This window comes from Bradyrhizobium sp. BWA-3-5, assembly GCF_032917985.1.
Lineage (GTDB): Bacteria > Pseudomonadota > Alphaproteobacteria > Rhizobiales > Xanthobacteraceae > Bradyrhizobium.
Genome location: NZ_CP136626.1, coordinates 3,225,232 through 3,242,902 on the forward strand (window position 1 = coordinate 3,225,232; position 17,671 = coordinate 3,242,902).

Here is a 17,671-nt window from a genome sequence, read left to right on the forward strand (position 1 = left end):
GCGGTTTAGACCGGCTGATTTCCCATAGGCAGGGGGGCCGGAGGGCGACGGAAACGACATGTTGGACCTTGCAATTGTAGGCGGCGGCCCGGGCGGGCTGATGAGCGCTTGGTATTTGAGGAAAAAGCTCGGCGATCTCTGCCGCGTCACCATCTACGAGGCATCCGATCGGCTCGGAGGCAAGATCGTCTCCCGCAAATTCGATTCCGCGCCCGCGATGTATGAGGCCGGCGTCGCCGAAATCTACGATTATTCGATGACCGGGCCGGATCCCTTGCGGGAACTGATCCAGCATTTCGGCCTGCAGACCATCCCGATGGACGCCGAGCAGGTTCATCTCGATGGGGAGCTGCTCCGCGACGTGCCGGGCATGCGCCGCAAATATGGTGAGAAGACCGCGGCGGCGATCGAGGCGTTCCGCAAGCGCTGCACCGAGATGGTGTCGCCAGTCGAATATTACGAGGGCGTCGGTGCCCACGATAACGAGCACCCCTGGGCCTACATGAGCTGCGAGGAGGTGCTCGACAGGGAGGTCGCCGACCCCACCGCCAAACGCTTCTTCAAGGTGATGGCGCGCTCCGACATCGCGACCGAGAGCCACAACACCAACGGCCTCAACGCGTTGAAGAACTTCGTGATGGATATCGACGGCTATATCGGCCTGTATTCGATCCAGAACGGCAATGAGCAACTGATCGAATGCCTGCGCTCGGAAGTCGATGCCGACATCCAGCTCAATCATCGCGTGCTCAAGGTCGGCAAGACCGCCGCCGGCCGCTATCAGCTCAACATGATGAACGGAAAGGGGCCGGAGGTCAGGGACTTCGACCTCGTGCTGATGTGCCTGCCGCATTCCTGGCTCGCCACCATGCGCTGGGATGGCGAAGAGCTGCGCAAGTCGATGGTCAAGCACGTCGCCTATTTCGACCGTCCTGCGCATTACCTGCGGGTTTCGATCCTGTTCGACGAACCGTTCTGGGGCGAGAAGATCCCCGGCGCCTGGTTCATGTCGGAAGCGTTCGGCGGTTGCTGCGTCTACAATGAAGGTGCCCGCCACGATGTCGGCAAGCACGGCGTGCTCAACTGGCTGATCGCGGGCTCGGACGCGCTCGCCTTTGCCAATCTCAGCGACCAGGAACTGATCGACGCGGCGCTGAAGTCGCTGCCGCCCTCGCTCGGCAATGCGCGCGATCATTTCATGGAAGGCAAGATCCACCGCTGGTTGTCGTCGGTGAACGCGCTGCCCGGCGGCCTGCCGGTGCGCGACGTCATGACCAACCACCGGCCCGAACCGAAGGAGCATCCCGGTATCGTCGTGGTCGGCGACTATCTGTTCGATTCGACGCTGAACGGTCTGCTCGACTCCTCCGATGCCGCCACCGACATCATCCTGACCGAGATGATGCGGCTGCGCCGCGCCCGCTCGCAGCAGGGCGAGGCGTCATCTGACAAGATCGATCGCGATTATTTCGAGAATTACCGCGGCGTCGGACCCTACGGCGAAGTCTGGAGCCAGTTCACCGATCCGGCCTATCTGACCGATTTGATCAAGATCGTCTGGAACAGAGCCAAGGGCTACAAGCTGCTCGTCGCCGGCTCGGCCAGCGGCGAGCTGGTCGGCGCGCTGCGCGAACGCGGCATCGACGCCTGGGGCATCGAGAACAACAAGGCGATCCACGCCAAAACGCCGAAGGCGCTCAAGAAGTTCAACAAGCTCGGCTCCATCGTCGACATGCCGTTCAAGGACGACACGTTCGATTTCGTGTTCGAGACCAGCCTGTGTCATGTGTCCGAGAAGCAGGTGCCGCGGGCGGTGCGTGAGCTCAATCGCGTCGTGAAGACCGGCCTGGTGTTCGGCTCGGTGACCTCGGATATGGCGCCGGCGCTGATCGACCGCTACGACCTGCTGCGCGGCGTGAAGAAGCTTGGCACCTGGTGGGAATGGTCCGAACTGTTCTTCGGCAACGGATTCGACCTTGCCATGCACCGCCGCGATTGCACCGACGCGGTATGGGCGGCGACGCTGGCGGCCAACAAGGGGCCGGGGCAGTGGTACGCCGACGCCGACAGCCTGCGCTATTCGTTCTTCGACAAGGTTGAATCCGACGATTGAGAGGGTGTCGCCCGGTTCTGGTTGGTCAGGACCGGCCGTTCCATTTGTTTTGCCGAATTCATTCTGATCGCATAGAATCGGCGCGGTAGCGTTTCTTCGCTGCCGCGTTCGATTTTGCGGTCAGGCCGGCCGTGCAGCATCGGTTGGTTTCATGGCGCCCAAGCCTCCTTCCTCGGATGATCAGAATCCCGTTCCCGCGGACGATCCTGAGCTCGCCAAGAAACTTGCGCTGGATGCGGCCGCGGCGCCCGTTGCGGCCGGCAAGGCAGCCGGCGCGGCTTCGGACGATGACAAGGACGAGGAGGACGACGAGCTGGAGTTCGACGACGATGATGATGACGAGGATCTCGTCGTCTTCACCGCCAAGGAAGCCGCTGGCGCGATGGCGACCATCGTCGGCTTCGTCCGGCCGTATCTTAGCAATTACCGGAAGCTGCTCGTCTTCGTGACCTTCGGCGTGCTCGTCGAGACGCTGTTCAACGTCATCATGCCACTGAGCCTGAAATTCCTGATTGACGACGCACTCGGCGAGGAAGATTTCCAGGCGCTCTACAAGATCCTCGGTGTGCTCGCGGCCGCCGGCATCATCACCTCGATCATCGCGGTCTGGTACGAGCGCTGGGACGCGCGGCTGGCGGCCTGCATCATCGCCGACGTGCGGACGCGGCTGTTCGAGCACGTGCAGAACCTGCCATCGTCCTATTTCGCGCGCACCAAGCGCGGCGAAATCCTGTCGCGCTTCTCGATTGATCTTGCGGCCTTCGAAGGCTCGGTCAAGAGTTTCGCCAACAGCGCCGCGTTGCCATTCTTAGAGCTGGTCGCCGGCATCATCCTGATGCTGTTCCTGAACTGGCAGCTCGCGGCGGTGGCCCTGCTGGTGTTTCCGATCACGCTGATCGGGCCACGGATCCTTACGCCGAAGGCAGTGCAGGCGAATTACGAGCAGAAGCTCAACGAATCGGCGCTGCTCGGCACCGTGCAGGAAAACGTCGCGGCGCAGGCGGTGGTCAAGGCGTTCAGCCTGCAGCGCCGCACGCTCGGCTGGTTCACCATGCGTAACCAGGATGTGCGCATCAAGACGGCGTCCGCCGTGTTCCTGTCGACCATGGTGGAGCGCACCGTCACGATTTCGGTGCTGCTATTGCACCTCGTGGTGCTGGCGATCGGCGCCTATCTCGCCACCAAGGGCCAGATCACCATCGGCACCTTCGTCACCTTCGAGAGTGCGTTCTGGGAAGTGTCCTACAACATCGCCCATTTGATGCATTTCATTCCGGTGTCGATCCAGTCGGCGGCGGCCGTGCGGCATATCCAGGAGTTGCTGGACGAGCCGACTCGCGGCGCCGACCGGCCGGGCGCGCCGGATTTGCCGCCGCTCACCAACGACATCTCCTTCGAGCGCGTCACCTTCGCCTATGAAGGCAGCGAGACGCCGGTGCTGGACAATTTCAGCCTCAAGCTCAATGTCGGCAAGCGCATCGCGATCGTCGGTCCGAGCGGTTCAGGCAAGAGCACGCTGCTCAACCTGATCCTGCGCCTCTACACGCCGGACGAGGGCAGGGTGGCCATCGACGGCGTCGATATCCGCCGTGTCACTCGCGAATCGCTACGCCGGGGCATGGCGATCGTTTTCCAGGAGAACATGCTGTTCAACATGTCGATCCGCGAGAACATCCGCCTCGGGAAGGAAGGCGCTACCGACGAGGAGGTCGAGGAGGCCGCGCGCAAGGCCGAGATCCACCGCTACATCATGAGCCTGCCGCAGAAATACGACACGCCGGTCGGCGAGCGCGGCGATACGCTGTCGGGCGGCCAGCGCCAGCGCATCGCGATCGCGCGCGCCATCATCCGCAATCCCTCGCTGCTGCTGCTCGATGAGGCGACCTCGGCGCTCGACCAGACCACGGAAGCCGCGATCAACCGCACGCTTCTGAACGTGGCGGAAGGGCGCACCATGATCTGGTCGACCCATCGCCTGACGTCCGTGGTCGAGATGGACGAGATCATCGTGATCTCGGGCGGCAAGGCGATCGAGCGCGGCTCGCATGCCCAGTTGCTGGCGGCGGGCGGTGTCTATCGCAAGCTCTGGGACGACCAGGGCCATACGCCGCACAATGCTGCGTCTCAGGCCGACGACGACAATGAGGACGATGAAGAAGATGATGACGATGACGAGGAGTGAGCAGAGCGGTTTGACCCTGCGCTGATCCGGCCCCGCACCCGCCGTAAGGCGCCTTCGCCGAACCCGGCCAAAAAGCGCGCCCAGCGCTGCGCCTGCCAGTACAGTCCGTTCTCGACCGTGACCTTGCGGAAACTGATGGCTTTTCCCATCGACCAGGCATCGCAGGCCTGCTTGACCGGATCGTCATAGAAGGAGGCGATCTTGTCCTCCCCCATGCCTTCGGTCGCAAGCCAGGCGGGGATGTGGACGTTGCAGAGCTGCGCAACGTCGGTGAACACCTTGTCGGTGCCGGTGCCGGTTACCGGGCAGGTCGCCGCAAAGGCGTCGCCGACCAGGACGACACCCGGTTGGCGGTAGCCGGTGGAAACATAGAGGTCGGCGGGCCGGATCTTGACGTCGCCTTCAACGGCATATTCGCCGGTGATCCGCCGCAGCCGGGGCAGTGCGGCATTCATGGTCTCGGCGGGATGACGCCGCATCTCGCGCAGCCAGGGGTCGTCGACCTCGCGGTACACAAACAGGTTGGCCCGCATCCGGTTCTGAATGGGGAACAGCGTCACATAGGCGGTGCGCTTCCTGGCCCGTTCCGAAAAATAGGTCAGGGCAGGAAATTCGAAGGCCGGGCGGCCGACCGGCACGATGTCAAACCCGACCGAGATGGAATGGCCGGCGCTGAGCACCTGGCGCTCGATGCCGAGATTGCGTCGCAGCCCGACGCTCAGCCCGTTGGCCAGCACCACCAGCCGCGCCGAGATCACCTCGCCGGTGGACAAAGTCACCTTCTGGCGTTCGGCGCTGGTCGAGACGTCGACCGCTTTGGCGTAGATCAGCTCGGACGGTGGCGGGATTTCGGCTCTGATGGCGGCGATCAGCGCATCGTACATGATGCCGTATTGGCGGCTCGGCTTCTTGTCGAGCAGATAGCCGAATCGCGCGATCCAGTTCTCGCCGTCATGGGTGGCCGAGCGCAGCACCGAATCGGCGATTCCGGTCTCGTAGAAGCGGCCGACCTGCTCCTCGCCGCTGATTTTTTCGACGCGGAAGTCGAAAGGGTAGACCTGGTGCGGGTCGATCAGGACCGTCGAAATTCCCGCGCGTCCGAGCATGGCGGCTGCGGTCGAGCCGGCGAGGCCGCCCCCGATGATCGCAATGTCGGTATATTTCATCTGGAATCTCACCCGGGGTGCGACACTTTTGCACCCCGAAAGGCAAACAAATGCTTAGCTGGGAAAAACTGGAACCAATAATTGCCGTGCCGAACGGATATTTACCCGGGTAAAAAATCCTTATCCGCCGCGCTACGGCGGGAGGAGCGATGTTGTTTCGGACTTCCCGAATTTACGGCAAGCGCTGAATCCGCAAGCGGCATAGGCATTTCCAGCGTTCTCCTTTTGCTTGACTTAGCTATCCACCGCTTATAGAAGACGGCCACTTAACGACAGGCGGTGAGCAACGCCAGCGTCGGAACGGAACACCCAATCAAATCCTTATTGGACTGAGACGGGCACCAACCTCGACGAATGCCGCTCAAACGCTGTCGATCATACTGCTAGGCAATGCCAGGACGATTTTAGTTCTCTTGAGCACGTCCTCTTGAGAGTGAACTCGGATGCATGATCTCGAAGCCGGGCCGGACAGCGAAAGCTGATCGGTCTTTACTCGCGGTCCTCTGTGGCGTCGAAGCGCTTTCCGCTCAGCGATGGGTGGTTGGCGCGATTTCGTTTTGCGTGAATGTTTTTCTTCGCGCGAAGCGGGCCGAACGGAACGGCTAGTTCCGAGAAGAATTTGCGAAAGCCATTCAAGGTTTCGCGTGAACTAAAGGGTGAAGGCTACATGCCGACGATCAACCAGCTGATCGCAAATCCGCGTACGGTACAGAAGTCGCGCAAGAAGGTGCCGGCGCTGCAGCAGTCGCCGCAAAAGCGCGGCGTCTGCACGCGCGTCTACACCACGACCCCGAAGAAGCCGAACTCGGCGCTTCGTAAGGTCGCCAAGGTGCGCCTGACCAACGGCTTCGAGGTGATCGGCTACATCCCGGGTGAAGGCCATAACCTGCAGGAGCACTCGGTGGTCATGATCCGCGGCGGCCGCGTCAAGGACTTGCCGGGCGTGCGCTACCACATCCTCCGCGGCGTCCTCGATACCCAGGGCGTCAAGAACCGTAAGCAGCGCCGTTCGAAGTACGGCGCGAAGCGTCCGAAGTAAGCGGGAACAGACCAGATGTCGCGTCGCCACTCTGCCGAAAAGCGTGAAGTCAACCCGGATCCGAAGTTCGGGAACATCATCATTACGAAGTTCATGAACTCGATCATGTACGACGGCAAGAAATCCGCCGCCGAAAACATCGTCTATGGCGCGCTCGCCATGATCGAGGCCAAGACCAAGCAGGGGCCGCTCACGGTATTCGAGCAGGCGCTGGAAAACGTCATGCCGACCATCGAAGTGCGGTCGCGCCGCGTCGGTGGCGCCACCTACCAGGTGCCGGTCGAGGTGCGTTCGGTTCGCCGTCAGGCGCTGGGCATTCGCTGGCTGATTACCGCAGCGCGCGAGCGCAACGAAAAGACGATGACGGAGCGGCTCTCGGCCGAGTTGCTCGACGCGTCGAACAACCGGGGGAACGCCGTCAAGAAGCGTGAAGACGTGCACAGGATGGCGGAAGCCAACCGTGCGTTCTCGCATTATCGCTGGTAACGGCGAAGACCGGATTTAAGGAACAGCCCATGCCCCGCCAACATGCCATCGAGGACTACCGCAACTTCGGTATCATGGCGCACATCGACGCCGGCAAGACCACGACCACCGAGCGCATCCTCTATTACACCGGCAAGAGCCACAAGATCGGCGAAGTGCACGAAGGTGCTGCGACGATGGACTGGATGGAGCAGGAGCAGGAGCGTGGCATCACGATCACCTCGGCTGCGACCACCGCATTCTGGAACGGCAAGCGCCTGAACATCATCGACACGCCCGGCCACGTCGACTTCACCATCGAGGTCGAGCGCTCGCTTCGCGTGCTCGACGGCGCCGTATGCGTGCTCGATTCCAACCAGGGCGTCGAGCCGCAGACCGAGACGGTCTGGCGCCAGGGCGACAAGTACAAGGTTCCGCGCATCGTCTTCGCCAACAAGATGGACAAGACCGGCGCCGACTTCTTCAAGTGTCTTGCCGACATCGTCGACCGCCTCGGCGCCAAGCCGATCGCGATCCAGCTCCCGATCGGTGCCGAGAACAACTTCAAGGGTCTCGTCGACCTCGTGAAGATGCAGGGCATCATCTGGAACGATGAATCGCTCGGCGCCAAGTTCGATTATGTCGACATCCCGGCCGACCTCGTCGACCAGGCCAAGGAATACCGCGAGAAGATGGTGGAAGCCGCCGTCGAGCTCGACGACGACGCCATGGCCGCTTACCTCGACGGCAAGGAGCCGGATGAGGCGACGCTGAAGCGTCTGATCCGCAAGGCGGTGCTGACCGGCGCGTTCTATCCGGTGCTGTGCGGCTCGGCCTTCAAGAACAAGGGCGTGCAGCCGCTGCTCGACGCCGTCGTCGACTATCTGCCGTCGCCGCTCGACGTGCCCGCGATCAAGGGCACCGACGACAAGGGCAACGAAGTCGTGCGCAAGGCGGACGACAAGGAGCCGCTGTCGCTGCTGGCGTTCAAGATCATGGACGACCCCTTCGTCGGCACCATCACCTTCTGCCGCATCTATTCCGGTATCCTGCAGTCGGGCACTGGCGTCGTGAACTCGACCCGCGAGAAGAAGGAACGTATCGGCCGCATGTTGCTGATGCATGCGAACAACCGTGAAGACATCAAGGAAGCCTATGCCGGCGACATCGTCGCGCTGGCCGGCCTGAAGGAAGCGCGCACCGGCGATACGCTGTGCGATCCGACCCATCAGGTCATCCTTGAAAAGATGGAATTCCCGGAGCCGGTGATCGAGATCGCGATCGAGCCGAAGTCGAAGGCGGACCAGGAAAAGCTGGGCGTGGCGCTGGCCAAGCTCGCCGCGGAGGATCCGTCCTTCCGCGTGTCGACCGATCACGAGTCCGGCCAGACCATCCTCAAGGGCATGGGCGAACTCCATCTCGACATCAAGGTCGACATCCTCAAGCGCACCTACAAGGTCGACGCCAATATCGGCGCGCCGCAGGTGGCGTTCCGTGAGCGTGTCACCAAGCGCGTCGAGCACAGCTACACCCACAAGAAGCAGACCGGCGGTACCGGTCAGTTCGCGGCGGTGACGATCATTGTCGAGCCGAACGAGCCCGGCAAGGGCTACGAGTTCGAATCGAAGATCGTCGGCGGCGCGGTGCCGAAGGAATACATCCCCGGCGTCGAAAAGGGTCTGGAAAGCGTGCTTTCGTCCGGCGTGGTCGCGGGCTTCCCCGTGGTCGACGTCAAGGTGCAGCTCATCGACGGCAAGTATCACGACGTCGACTCGTCGGCACTGGCCTTCGAAATCGCCACGCGGGCCTGCTTCCGCGAGGCGCTGCAGATGGGCAAGTCCGTTCTGCTCGAGCCGATCATGAAGGTCGAGGTGGTGACCCCGGAAGACTATACCGGCTCGGTCATCGGCGACCTGAATTCGCGGCGCGGTCAGATCCAGGGCCAGGACATGCGTGGCAACGCCAACGTCATCAACGCGATGGTGCCGCTCATGAACATGTTCGGGTACGTGAATAACCTGCGCTCGATGAGCCAGGGACGCGCGACCTTCACGATGCAATTCGATCACTACGCTGAAGCGCCGGCGAACGTGTCGGCAGAAGTCCAGAAGAAGTTTGCCTGATTGTCGTTGGTTCAAGCTAACGACTGAACGGAGAGTCAAATGGCCAAAGCAAAGTTTGAACGTACTAAACCGCACTGCAACATCGGAACCATCGGTCACGTCGACCATGGCAAGACCTCGCTGACCGCAGCGATCACCAAGGTGCTGGCTGAAACCGGCGGTGCGACGTTCACGGCGTACGACCAGATCGACAAGGCGCCGGAAGAGAAGGCGCGCGGCATCACGATCTCGACCGCTCACGTCGAGTACGAGACCACCAACCGCCACTATGCTCACGTCGACTGCCCCGGCCACGCCGACTACGTGAAGAACATGATCACCGGTGCGGCGCAGATGGACGGCGCCATCCTGGTCGTGTCGGCCGCTGACGGCCCGATGCCGCAGACCCGCGAGCACATCCTGCTCGCCCGTCAGGTCGGCGTGCCCGCGCTCGTCGTGTTCCTCAACAAGTGCGACATGGTCGACGATCCGGAACTGCTCGAGCTGGTCGAGATGGAAGTCCGCGAACTGCTCTCGAAGTACGAGTTCCCGGGTGACGACATTCCGATCATCAAGGGTTCGGCTCTGGCCGCCCTCGAAGACAAAGACAAGAAGCTCGGTCACGACGCGATCCTCGAGCTGATGCGCAATGTCGACGAGTACATCCCGCAGCCGGAGCGTCCGATCGACCAGCCGTTCCTGATGCCGGTGGAAGACGTGTTCTCGATCTCGGGCCGCGGCACCGTCGTCACCGGCCGTGTCGAGCGCGGCGTGATCAAGGTCGGCGAGGAAATCGAAATCGTCGGTCTGCGCGACACCCAGAAGACCATCGTCACGGGCGTCGAAATGTTCCGCAAGCTGCTCGATCAGGGCCAGGCCGGCGACAACATCGGCGCGCTGCTCCGCGGCACCAAGCGCGAGGAAGTCGAGCGTGGCCAGGTGCTGGCGAAGCCGGGTTCGGTCAAGCCGCACACCAAGTTCAAGGCTGAGGCCTACATCCTGACCAAGGAAGAGGGCGGTCGTCACACCCCGTTCTTCACCAACTACCGGCCGCAGTTCTACTTCCGCACCACCGACGTGACCGGCGTTGTGCACCTACCCGAAGGCACCGAGATGGTGATGCCGGGTGACAACATCGCGATGGAAGTGCACCTGATCGTGCCGATCGCGATGGAAGAAAAGCTGCGCTTCGCGATCCGCGAAGGCGGCCGCACCGTCGGCGCCGGCGTCGTCGCCGCCATCATTGAGTAAAAGCGAATAGGGAATGGCGAGTAGCGATTGGACCTGGTCCATTCGCTGCTTGCCGCTCACCACTCGCCCTACGCGACAAAGAAAGACAAACGGCAATGAACGGCCAAAATATTCGCATCCGTCTCAAGGCGTTCGACCATCGTATCCTCGATACGTCGACCCGCGAGATCGTGAACACGGCGAAACGTACCGGTGCCCAGGTTCGCGGACCCATTCCGCTGCCCACCCGCATCGAGAAGTTCACCGTCAACCGTTCGCCGCACGTCGACAAGAAGAGCCGTGAGCAATTCGAGATGCGCACCCACAAGCGCCTTCTCGACATTGTCGACCCGACCCCGCAGACCGTCGATGCTCTCATGAAGCTCGACCTGGCCGCCGGTGTCGATGTCGAGATCAAGCTCTAATTTTCAGATCGTCCGACGTTAGCGGACAGAAAGAACAGGAAGCACGCCGATGCGCTCCGGAGTGATCGCACAAAAGGTCGGGATGACGCGGGTCTTTACGGAGACCGGCGAACATATCCCCGTGACCGTGCTCAAGCTAGGCAACTGCCAGGTGCTGGGCCACCGCACGACCGAGAAGAACGGTTACGTTGCGCTGCAGCTCGGGGCTGGTACCCGCAAGACCGTCTATTTGCCGAAGGCAGAGCGCGGCCAGTTCGCGGTCGCCAAGGTCGAGCCGAAGCGGAAGGTCACCGAGTTTCGCGTGTCGGAAGACGCGTTGATCCCGGTCGGCGCCGAGATTCAGGCCGACCATTTCGTCGTCGGCCAGTTCGTCGACGTCACCGGCACCTCAGTTGGTAAGGGATTTGCCGGCGGCATGAAGCGCTGGAATTTCGGCGGTCTGCGCGCCACCCACGGCGTCTCGATCTCGCACCGTTCGATCGGTTCGACCGGCGGCCGCCAGGATCCCGGCAAGACCTTCAAGAACAAGAAGATGCCCGGTCACATGGGCGTTGACCGCATCACCACGCTGAACCTGCGCGTGGTGCAGACCGATGTCGAGCGCGGCCTGATCCTCGTCGAAGGCGCCGTACCCGGCTCCAAGGGAGGCTGGATCGCGGTGCGCGACGCCATCAAGAAGCCGTTGCCGAAGGATGCTCCGAAGCCCGGCAAGTTCAAGGTCGCCGGCGGCGAGCAGGTTCAGGCTCCGGCCGAGCAGGAGGGCGCGTGAGATGGAACTGAAAGTCACGACCCTTGAAGGCAAGGAAGCCGGTTCGGTCCAGCTCTCGGACGCGATCTTCGGGCTCGAGCCGCGTGCCGACATCATCCAACGTTGCGTGCAGTGGCAGCTCAACAAGCGCCAGGCCGGAACGCACAAGGCGCAGGGCCGCGCCGACGTCTGGCGCACAGGCAAGAAGATGTACAAGCAGAAGGGCACCGGCGGCGCCCGTCACGGCTCGGCCCGCGTGCCGCAGTTCCGCGGCGGTGGCCGTGCGTTCGGTCCCGTGGTTCGCTCGCACGCGACCGACCTGCCGAAGAAGGTGCGGGCGCTCGCGCTCAAGCATGCCTTGTCGGCGAAGGCCAAGGACGGCGGCTTGATCGTGATCGACAATGCGCAGGTCAAGGAAGCCAAGACCAAGGCGCTGGTCGGCCACTTCTCCGGCCTCGGCCTGACCAATGCGCTGATCATCGACGGCGCCGAGCTGAACGCCGGTTTCGCGACCGCGGCCCGCAACATTCCGAATATCGACGTGCTGCCGATCCAGGGCATCAACGTCTACGACATTCTGCGTCGTCAGAAGCTCGTGCTGACGAAGGCGGCAGTCGATGCGCTGGAGGCGCGCTTCAAATGAAGAATATCGATCCGCGCCATTACGACGTCATCGTCGCACCCGTCATCACCGAAAAGGCGACGGTTGCCTCCGAGCACAACAAAGTCGTGTTCAAGGTCGCCAACAAGGCGACCAAGCCGCAAATCAAGGAAGCCGTCGAGAAGCTGTTCGACGTCAAGGTGAAGAGCGTGAACACGCTGGTCCGCAAGGGCAAGACCAAGGTGTTCCGCGGCAATTTCGGTTCGCAGTCGGACGTGAAGCGGGCGGTCGTGACCCTCGAAGAGGGCCACCGCATCGACGTCACCACCGGACTATAAGGCGACTTAGCGATGGCATTGAAAACATACAATCCGACGACGCCGGGCCAGCGCCAGCTGGTGATGGTCGACCGTTCGGCCCTCTACAAGGGCAAGCCGGTGAAGGCGCTGACCGAGGGCAAGCTCGGCAATGGCGGCCGCAACAACACCGGCCGCATCACCGTGCGCTTCCGCGGCGGCGGCCACAAGAAGGCCTATCGCTTGATCGACTTCAAGCGCAACAAGGTCGACGTTCCTGCCGTCGTCGAGCGGCTGGAATATGATCCGAACCGCACCGCGTTCATCGCGCTGATCAAGTATCAGGACGGCGAGCAGGCCTATATCCTGGCGCCGCAGCGGCTCGCCGCGGGCGACACGGTCGTTGCCGGCAACCATGTCGACGTGAAGCCGGGCAATGTCATGCCGCTCGGCAACATGCCGGTCGGCACCATCGTCCACAACATCGAGATGAAGATCGGCAAGGGCGGCCAGATCGCGCGTTCGGCCGGCACCTACGCCCAGATCGTCGGCCGCGACCAGGACTACGTCATTCTGCGCCTGAACTCGGGCGAACAGCGCCTGGTGCACGGTCGCTGTCGCGGCACCATCGGCGCGGTGTCGAACCCCGATCACATGAACATCTCGATCGGCAAGGCCGGCCGCACCCGCTGGATGGGCTGGCGCCCGCATAACCGCGGCGTCGTCATGAACCCGATCGATCACCCGCATGGCGGCGGCGAAGGCCGCACCTCGGGCGGCCGCCACCCGGTTACTCCGTGGGGCAAGCCGACCAAGGGCAAGAAGACGCGGTCGAACAAGTCGACCAACCGATTCATCCTCCTAAGCCGCCACAAGCGGAAGAAGTAAGGAACGCCGGACATGGTTCGTTCAGTCTGGAAAGGCCCGTTCGTGGAAGCCTCTGTGCTCAAGAAGGCAGATGCTGCGCGTTCATCCGGCCGTCACGACGTCATCAAGATCTGGAGCCGCCGCTCGACCATCCTGCCGCAATTCGTCGGCCTGACGTTCGGCGTCTACAACGGCCAGAAGCACGTGCCGGTCTCGGTCAACGAGGAAATGGTGGGTCACAAGTTCGGCGAGTTCTCGCCGACCCGTACCTTCCATGGCCACTCTGGCGACAAGAAAGCCAAGAAGGCTTGAGGAATAGACGATGAGCAAACCAAAGCGCGAACGTAGCCTCGCGGACAACGAGGCCAAGGCGGTTGCCCGGATGCTGCGCGTCAGCCCGCAGAAGCTCAATCTTGTCGCGCAGCTGATCCGCGGCCGGAAGGCGTCGGCGGCCCTGGCCGACCTGCAGTTCTCGCGCAAGCGGATCGCGGTCGACGTCAAGAAGTGCCTGGAATCGGCGATCGCGAACGCCGAGAACAACCATGACCTCGAGGTCGACGATCTCGTCGTCGCCGAGGCCCATGTCGGCAACGGCATCGTGATGAAGCGCTTTTCGCCGCGCGGCCGTGGCCGCTCGGGCCGTATCTATAAACCGTTCTCGCACCTGACCATCGTGGTTCGTCAGGTCGAGGCCGAGGCAAGCGCTTAAAGCGGCGCAGGAGAAAACGATGGGTCAAAAGATCAATCCAATCGGGCTGCGTCTCGGCATCAACCGCACCTGGGATTCGCGCTGGTTCGCCGGCAAGAGCGAGTACGGCAAGCTGCTGCATGAGGACGTCAAGATCCGCGAGATCCTGCACAAGGAGCTCAAGCAGGCGGCCGTCGCCCGCATCGTGATCGAGCGTCCGCACAAGAAGTGCCGCGTGACGATCCATTCGGCGCGTCCCGGCGTCGTGATCGGCAAGAAAGGCGCCGACATCGACAAGCTGCGCAAGCGCGTTGCCGACATCACGGCTTCCGACGTCGTCATCAACATTGTCGAAATCCGCAAGCCGGAGCTCGACGCCACGCTGGTCGCCGAATCGATCGCCCAGCAGCTCGAGCGCCGCGTCGCGTTCCGCCGCGCCATGAAGCGGGCGGTGCAGTCGGCGATGCGCCTCGGAGCCGAGGGCATCCGCATCAACTGCTCGGGCCGTCTTGGCGGCGCGGAAATCGCCCGCATGGAGTGGTATCGCGAGGGCCGCGTGCCGCTGCACACGCTGCGCGCCGACGTCGATTACGGCGTGGCGACCGCGTTCACGACCTTCGGCACCTGCGGCGTCAAGGTCTGGATCTTCAAGGGCGAGATCCTCGAGCACGATCCGATGGCCCAGGACAAGAAGATGGCCGAGGGCGAGGGCGGTGGCTCGCGTCCGCGCCGTGACGCTGCCGCAGCGTGAGAAATTACAGAAGGTTTGAGGGCTTAAAGCCATGATGCAACCAAAGAAAACGAAGTTCCGGAAGGCGCATAAGGGCCGTATCCACGGCGTTGCGTCTTCGGGTGCGACGTTGTCGTTCGGTCAGTTCGGCCTGAAGGCGATGGCGCCCGAGCGCGTCACCGCCCGTCAGATCGAAGCCGCGCGCCGCGCGCTGACCCGTCACATGAAGCGCGCCGGCCGCGTCTGGATCCGCGTGTTTCCCGACGTGCCGGTGTCGAAGAAGCCCGCCGAAGTCCGCATGGGCTCGGGCAAGGGCACGCCGGAACTATGGGTGGCGCGGGTCAAGCCCGGCCGCGTGATCTTCGAGATCGACGGCGTCAACGTGCAGACCGCGAAGGAAGCGCTGACGCTCGCCGCCGCAAAGCTGCCGATCAAGACGCGCTTCGTCGCGCGCATTGCGGAGTAATCGTCATGGCACCGATGAAAGTGGAAGACATCCGCGCGATGAGCGACGATCAGAGGGAGGACGCCGTCCTCAATCTGAAGAAAGAGCGTTTCAACCTGCGTTTCCAGCGCGCCACCGGGCAGCTGGAGAACACCTCGCGCCTGCGCGAAGCCCGCCGCGACATCGCCCGTATCAAGACCATCGCCGCGCAAGCCCGCGCGAAGAAGAAGTAAGAGGCCGCCTATGCCGAAACGTACCCTTCAGGGCGTGGTCGTGAGCGACAAGCAAGCCAAGACGGTGGTGGTGCGCGTCGATCGCCGCTTCACCCATCCGATCTACAAGAAGACGATCCGCCGTTCCAAGAACTACCACGCGCACGACGAGAACAACGAGTTCAAGCCGGGCGATATGGTCTGGATCGAGGAAAGCAAGCCGATCTCGAAGTTGAAGCGCTGGACCGTGGTCCGGGGCGAGCAGAAGAAAACCGCCTGATAATTTCGGCCTGGCCGAGATCATTCAGGGAAAATTTTGAGCGCGATAGAGCGCAGAAAGAGGACGAGGTGCATCAATGATTCAGATGCAGACCAACCTCGACGTGGCCGACAATTCAGGCGCACGCCGTGTCATGTGCATCAAGGTGCTGGGGGGCTCCAAGCGCCGCTATGCCACCGTGGGCGACGTTATCGTCGTGTCGATCAAGGAAGCGATTCCGCGCGGCAAGGTGAAGAAGGGCGACGTGATGAAAGCCGTCGTGGTGCGGGTCCGAAAGGACATCCGCCGCGCCGACGGCTCGGTCATCCGCTTCGACCGCAACGCCGCCGTCCTGATCAACAACCAGTCGGAGCCGGTCGGCACCCGTATCTTCGGGCCGGTGCCGCGCGAGCTGCGCGCCAAGAACCACATGAAGATCATCTCGCTTGCGCCGGAGGTGCTGTGATGGCTGCCAAGATTCGCAAGGGTGACAAGGTCATGGTACTGACCGGCCGCGACAAGGGCCGGACCGGCGAAGTCTACGAGGTCCGCCCCGCCGACAACACGGCGCTGGTGCGTGGCATCAACATGGTGAAGCGTCACCAGAAGCAGACCCAGAACCAGGAGGGCGGCATCATCTCCAAGGAGTCGCCGATCCACCTGTCCAACATCGCCTATGTCGGCAAGGATGGAAAGCCGACCCGCGTGGGCTTCAAGATTCAGGCTGATGGCAAGAAGGTACGCATTGCCAAGAGCTCGGGAGCAGAGATCGATGGCTGATACCGCTTACGTGCCGCGCCTGCGCGCGGAGTATGACCGGACGATTCGTGGCCAGCTGACTGAGAAGTTCGGCTACGCCAACGTCATGCAGGTGCCTCGGCTGGACAAGGTCGTGCTCAACATGGGCGTCGGCGACGCGGTCAATGACCGCAAGAAGGCCGAGGTCGCCGCCGGCGAGCTGTCGATGATCGCCGGCCAGAAGGCCGTCGTGACCTATTCGCGGATCGCGATCTCGACCTTCAAGCTGCGCGAGAACCAGCCGATCGGCTGCAAGGTTACGCTGCGCAAGGCCAGGATGTACGAGTTCATCGACCGCCTGGTGACGGTGGCGCTGCCGCGCGTGCGCGACTTCCGCGGCCTCAACCCCAAGAGCTTCGACGGCCGCGGCAACTACTCGCTCGGCATCAAGGAACACATCATTTTCCCCGAAATCGATTTCGACAAGGTTTCGGAAGCCCGCGGCATGGACATTACGGTCTGTACCACGGCCAAGACCGACGACGAGGCGCGCGCCTTGTTGACCGCTTTCAATTTCCCGTTCCGGCAGTGAGACGCCTGTAAAGCCTCTCAAACGCGGAAACCTAGGAGCCAAGCATGGCAAAGAAGAGTTCGATCGAGAAGAACAACCGGCGCAAGCGGATGGCCAAGAACGCCGCGCCTGCGCGCGCGAAGCTGAAGGCGATCATCGCCGACAAGACCAAGCCGATGGAAGAGCGGTTCGCGGCGACGCTGAAGCTTGCCCAGCTGCCGCGCAACTCGTCGACGACCCGGATCCGCAACCGTTGCGAACTGACCGGTCGTCCGCGCTCGAACTACCGCAAGAACAAGCTCTCGCGCATCGCGCTGCGTGAACTCGGCTCCAAGGGCCTTGTTCCCGGGCTCGTGAAGTCGAGCTGGTAAGGAGGGTCGGCAAGATGTCAACGCACGATCCAATCTCCGATCTGATCACCCGCATCCGCAACGCGCAGATGCGCTCCAAGTCCAAGGTCTCCAGCCCTGGCTCGAAGATGCGCGCCAGCGTGCTCGAGGTGTTGAAGAGCGAAGGCTATATTCGCGGCTACGCCAGCGTCGAACACGCGTCGGGCCGCAGCGAGCTCGAGATCGAGCTGAAGTATTTCGACGGCGAGCCGGTCATCCGCGAGATCGAGCGGGTGTCCAAGCCGGGCCGCCGGGTTTACGCCTCGGTTAAGAACCTGCCGCGGGTGAACAACGGTCTCGGCATTTCGGTGTTGTCGACGCCGAAGGGAATCATGGCCGACCACGACGCGCGCGACGCGAATGTGGGCGGCGAAGTTCTCTTCACGGTGTTCTGAGGAAGGATTT

The 17,671-nt window shown here is 62.6% G+C and carries 23 protein-coding genes; 22 read left to right on the forward strand and 1 reads right to left on the reverse strand.

What is annotated here, in order from left to right:
• Positions 1 to 58 precede the first annotated feature (58 nt).
• Complete coding sequence (locus RX331_RS15375; RefSeq protein ID WP_317257343.1) at positions 59 to 2,113, forward strand: FAD-dependent oxidoreductase; 2,055 nt, start codon at positions 59 to 61, stop codon at positions 2,111 to 2,113.
• A 151-nt stretch (positions 2,114 to 2,264) separates the two neighbouring features.
• Positions 2,265 to 4,295 carry an ABC transporter ATP-binding protein gene (locus RX331_RS15380; RefSeq protein WP_317257344.1) on the forward strand — a complete coding sequence of 677 codons (2,031 nt, stop codon included), beginning with the start codon at positions 2,265 to 2,267 and terminating at the stop codon, positions 4,293 to 4,295.
• On the opposite strand, the gene RX331_RS15385 is transcribed toward RX331_RS15380, so the two are convergent.
• Complete coding sequence (locus RX331_RS15385; RefSeq protein ID WP_317257345.1) at positions 4,238 to 5,461, reverse strand: NAD(P)/FAD-dependent oxidoreductase; 1,224 nt, start codon at positions 5,459 to 5,461, stop codon at positions 4,238 to 4,240. The two genes, RX331_RS15380 and RX331_RS15385, sit on opposite strands and share 58 nt — an antisense overlap.
• Positions 5,462 to 6,128: 667 nt before the next feature.
• Between RX331_RS15385 and rpsL the strand changes: the two genes are divergently transcribed.
• The 20 genes from rpsL to rpsH all read left to right on the forward strand — a co-directional run bounded on the left by rpsL (position 6,129) and on the right by rpsH (position 17,661).
• The gene (rpsL, locus tag RX331_RS15390) at positions 6,129 to 6,500 is read left to right on the forward strand and encodes a 30S ribosomal protein S12 (RefSeq protein ID WP_027536823.1); all 372 of its coding nucleotides are present in this window, start codon (positions 6,129 to 6,131) and stop codon (positions 6,498 to 6,500) included.
• Positions 6,501 to 6,515: 15 nt separating this feature from the next.
• On the forward strand, positions 6,516 to 6,986 hold the full coding sequence (rpsG, locus tag RX331_RS15395) for a 30S ribosomal protein S7 (protein ID WP_028349061.1): 471 nt from the start codon (positions 6,516 to 6,518) through the stop codon (positions 6,984 to 6,986).
• A 29-nt stretch (positions 6,987 to 7,015) separates the two neighbouring features.
• Entirely contained in the window at positions 7,016 to 9,088 is a 2,073-nt protein-coding gene (fusA, locus tag RX331_RS15400; protein ID WP_283034120.1) for an elongation factor G, read from the forward strand.
• A gap of 39 nt (positions 9,089 to 9,127) precedes the next feature.
• The gene (gene tuf / locus RX331_RS15405; RefSeq protein WP_317257346.1) at positions 9,128 to 10,318 is read left to right on the forward strand and encodes an elongation factor Tu; all 1,191 of its coding nucleotides are present in this window, start codon (positions 9,128 to 9,130) and stop codon (positions 10,316 to 10,318) included.
• 95 nt (positions 10,319 to 10,413) lie between these two features.
• Positions 10,414 to 10,722 carry a 30S ribosomal protein S10 gene (gene rpsJ / locus RX331_RS15410; RefSeq protein WP_002712302.1) on the forward strand — a complete coding sequence of 103 codons (309 nt, stop codon included), beginning with the start codon at positions 10,414 to 10,416 and terminating at the stop codon, positions 10,720 to 10,722.
• A gap of 49 nt (positions 10,723 to 10,771) precedes the next feature.
• The gene (gene rplC / locus RX331_RS15415) at positions 10,772 to 11,491 is read left to right on the forward strand and encodes a 50S ribosomal protein L3 (protein ID WP_317257347.1); all 720 of its coding nucleotides are present in this window, start codon (positions 10,772 to 10,774) and stop codon (positions 11,489 to 11,491) included.
• Position 11,492: 1 nt separating this feature from the next.
• Positions 11,493 to 12,113: a 50S ribosomal protein L4 gene (gene rplD, locus RX331_RS15420; protein ID WP_283034122.1), complete on the forward strand. Its 621-nt coding sequence runs from the start codon at positions 11,493 to 11,495 to the stop codon at positions 12,111 to 12,113.
• Entirely contained in the window at positions 12,110 to 12,409 is a 300-nt protein-coding gene (locus RX331_RS15425; RefSeq protein ID WP_225673655.1) for a 50S ribosomal protein L23, read from the forward strand. The genes rplD and RX331_RS15425 overlap by 4 nt, the downstream gene beginning before the upstream one ends.
• A gap of 12 nt (positions 12,410 to 12,421) precedes the next feature.
• The gene (rplB, locus tag RX331_RS15430) at positions 12,422 to 13,255 is read left to right on the forward strand and encodes a 50S ribosomal protein L2 (RefSeq protein WP_317257348.1); all 834 of its coding nucleotides are present in this window, start codon (positions 12,422 to 12,424) and stop codon (positions 13,253 to 13,255) included.
• 12 nt (positions 13,256 to 13,267) lie between these two features.
• The gene (gene rpsS, locus RX331_RS15435; protein ID WP_317257349.1) at positions 13,268 to 13,546 is read left to right on the forward strand and encodes a 30S ribosomal protein S19; all 279 of its coding nucleotides are present in this window, start codon (positions 13,268 to 13,270) and stop codon (positions 13,544 to 13,546) included.
• Between the two features lie 10 nt (positions 13,547 to 13,556).
• On the forward strand, positions 13,557 to 13,943 hold the full coding sequence (gene rplV, locus RX331_RS15440; protein WP_028349054.1) for a 50S ribosomal protein L22: 387 nt from the start codon (positions 13,557 to 13,559) through the stop codon (positions 13,941 to 13,943).
• Between the two features lie 19 nt (positions 13,944 to 13,962).
• Positions 13,963 to 14,673 (forward strand): 30S ribosomal protein S3, encoded by a 711-nt coding sequence (rpsC, locus tag RX331_RS15445; protein WP_283034125.1) that lies wholly within the window; start codon positions 13,963 to 13,965, stop codon positions 14,671 to 14,673.
• Between the two features lie 31 nt (positions 14,674 to 14,704).
• Positions 14,705 to 15,118, forward strand: coding sequence for a 50S ribosomal protein L16 (gene rplP / locus RX331_RS15450; RefSeq protein ID WP_283034126.1), 414 nt, complete (start codon positions 14,705 to 14,707; stop codon positions 15,116 to 15,118).
• Positions 15,119 to 15,123: 5 nt separating this feature from the next.
• Positions 15,124 to 15,330 carry a 50S ribosomal protein L29 gene (gene rpmC / locus RX331_RS15455; RefSeq protein ID WP_057834249.1) on the forward strand — a complete coding sequence of 69 codons (207 nt, stop codon included), beginning with the start codon at positions 15,124 to 15,126 and terminating at the stop codon, positions 15,328 to 15,330.
• Between the two features lie 10 nt (positions 15,331 to 15,340).
• Positions 15,341 to 15,589, forward strand: coding sequence for a 30S ribosomal protein S17 (gene rpsQ, locus RX331_RS15460; RefSeq protein WP_009797129.1), 249 nt, complete (start codon positions 15,341 to 15,343; stop codon positions 15,587 to 15,589).
• 76 nt (positions 15,590 to 15,665) lie between these two features.
• The gene (rplN, locus tag RX331_RS15465) at positions 15,666 to 16,034 is read left to right on the forward strand and encodes a 50S ribosomal protein L14 (protein WP_011473865.1); all 369 of its coding nucleotides are present in this window, start codon (positions 15,666 to 15,668) and stop codon (positions 16,032 to 16,034) included.
• On the forward strand, positions 16,034 to 16,348 hold the full coding sequence (gene rplX, locus RX331_RS15470; protein ID WP_225673667.1) for a 50S ribosomal protein L24: 315 nt from the start codon (positions 16,034 to 16,036) through the stop codon (positions 16,346 to 16,348). The genes rplN and rplX overlap by 1 nt, the downstream gene beginning before the upstream one ends.
• Entirely contained in the window at positions 16,341 to 16,898 is a 558-nt protein-coding gene (rplE, locus tag RX331_RS15475; RefSeq protein WP_283034127.1) for a 50S ribosomal protein L5, read from the forward strand. The genes rplX and rplE overlap by 8 nt, the downstream gene beginning before the upstream one ends.
• Positions 16,899 to 16,942: 44 nt before the next feature.
• Positions 16,943 to 17,248 carry a 30S ribosomal protein S14 gene (gene rpsN, locus RX331_RS15480; protein WP_065750118.1) on the forward strand — a complete coding sequence of 102 codons (306 nt, stop codon included), beginning with the start codon at positions 16,943 to 16,945 and terminating at the stop codon, positions 17,246 to 17,248.
• Positions 17,249 to 17,262: 14 nt separating this feature from the next.
• Positions 17,263 to 17,661: a 30S ribosomal protein S8 gene (gene rpsH / locus RX331_RS15485; protein WP_283034128.1), complete on the forward strand. Its 399-nt coding sequence runs from the start codon at positions 17,263 to 17,265 to the stop codon at positions 17,659 to 17,661.
• The last annotated feature ends 10 nt before the right edge of the window (positions 17,662 to 17,671 follow it).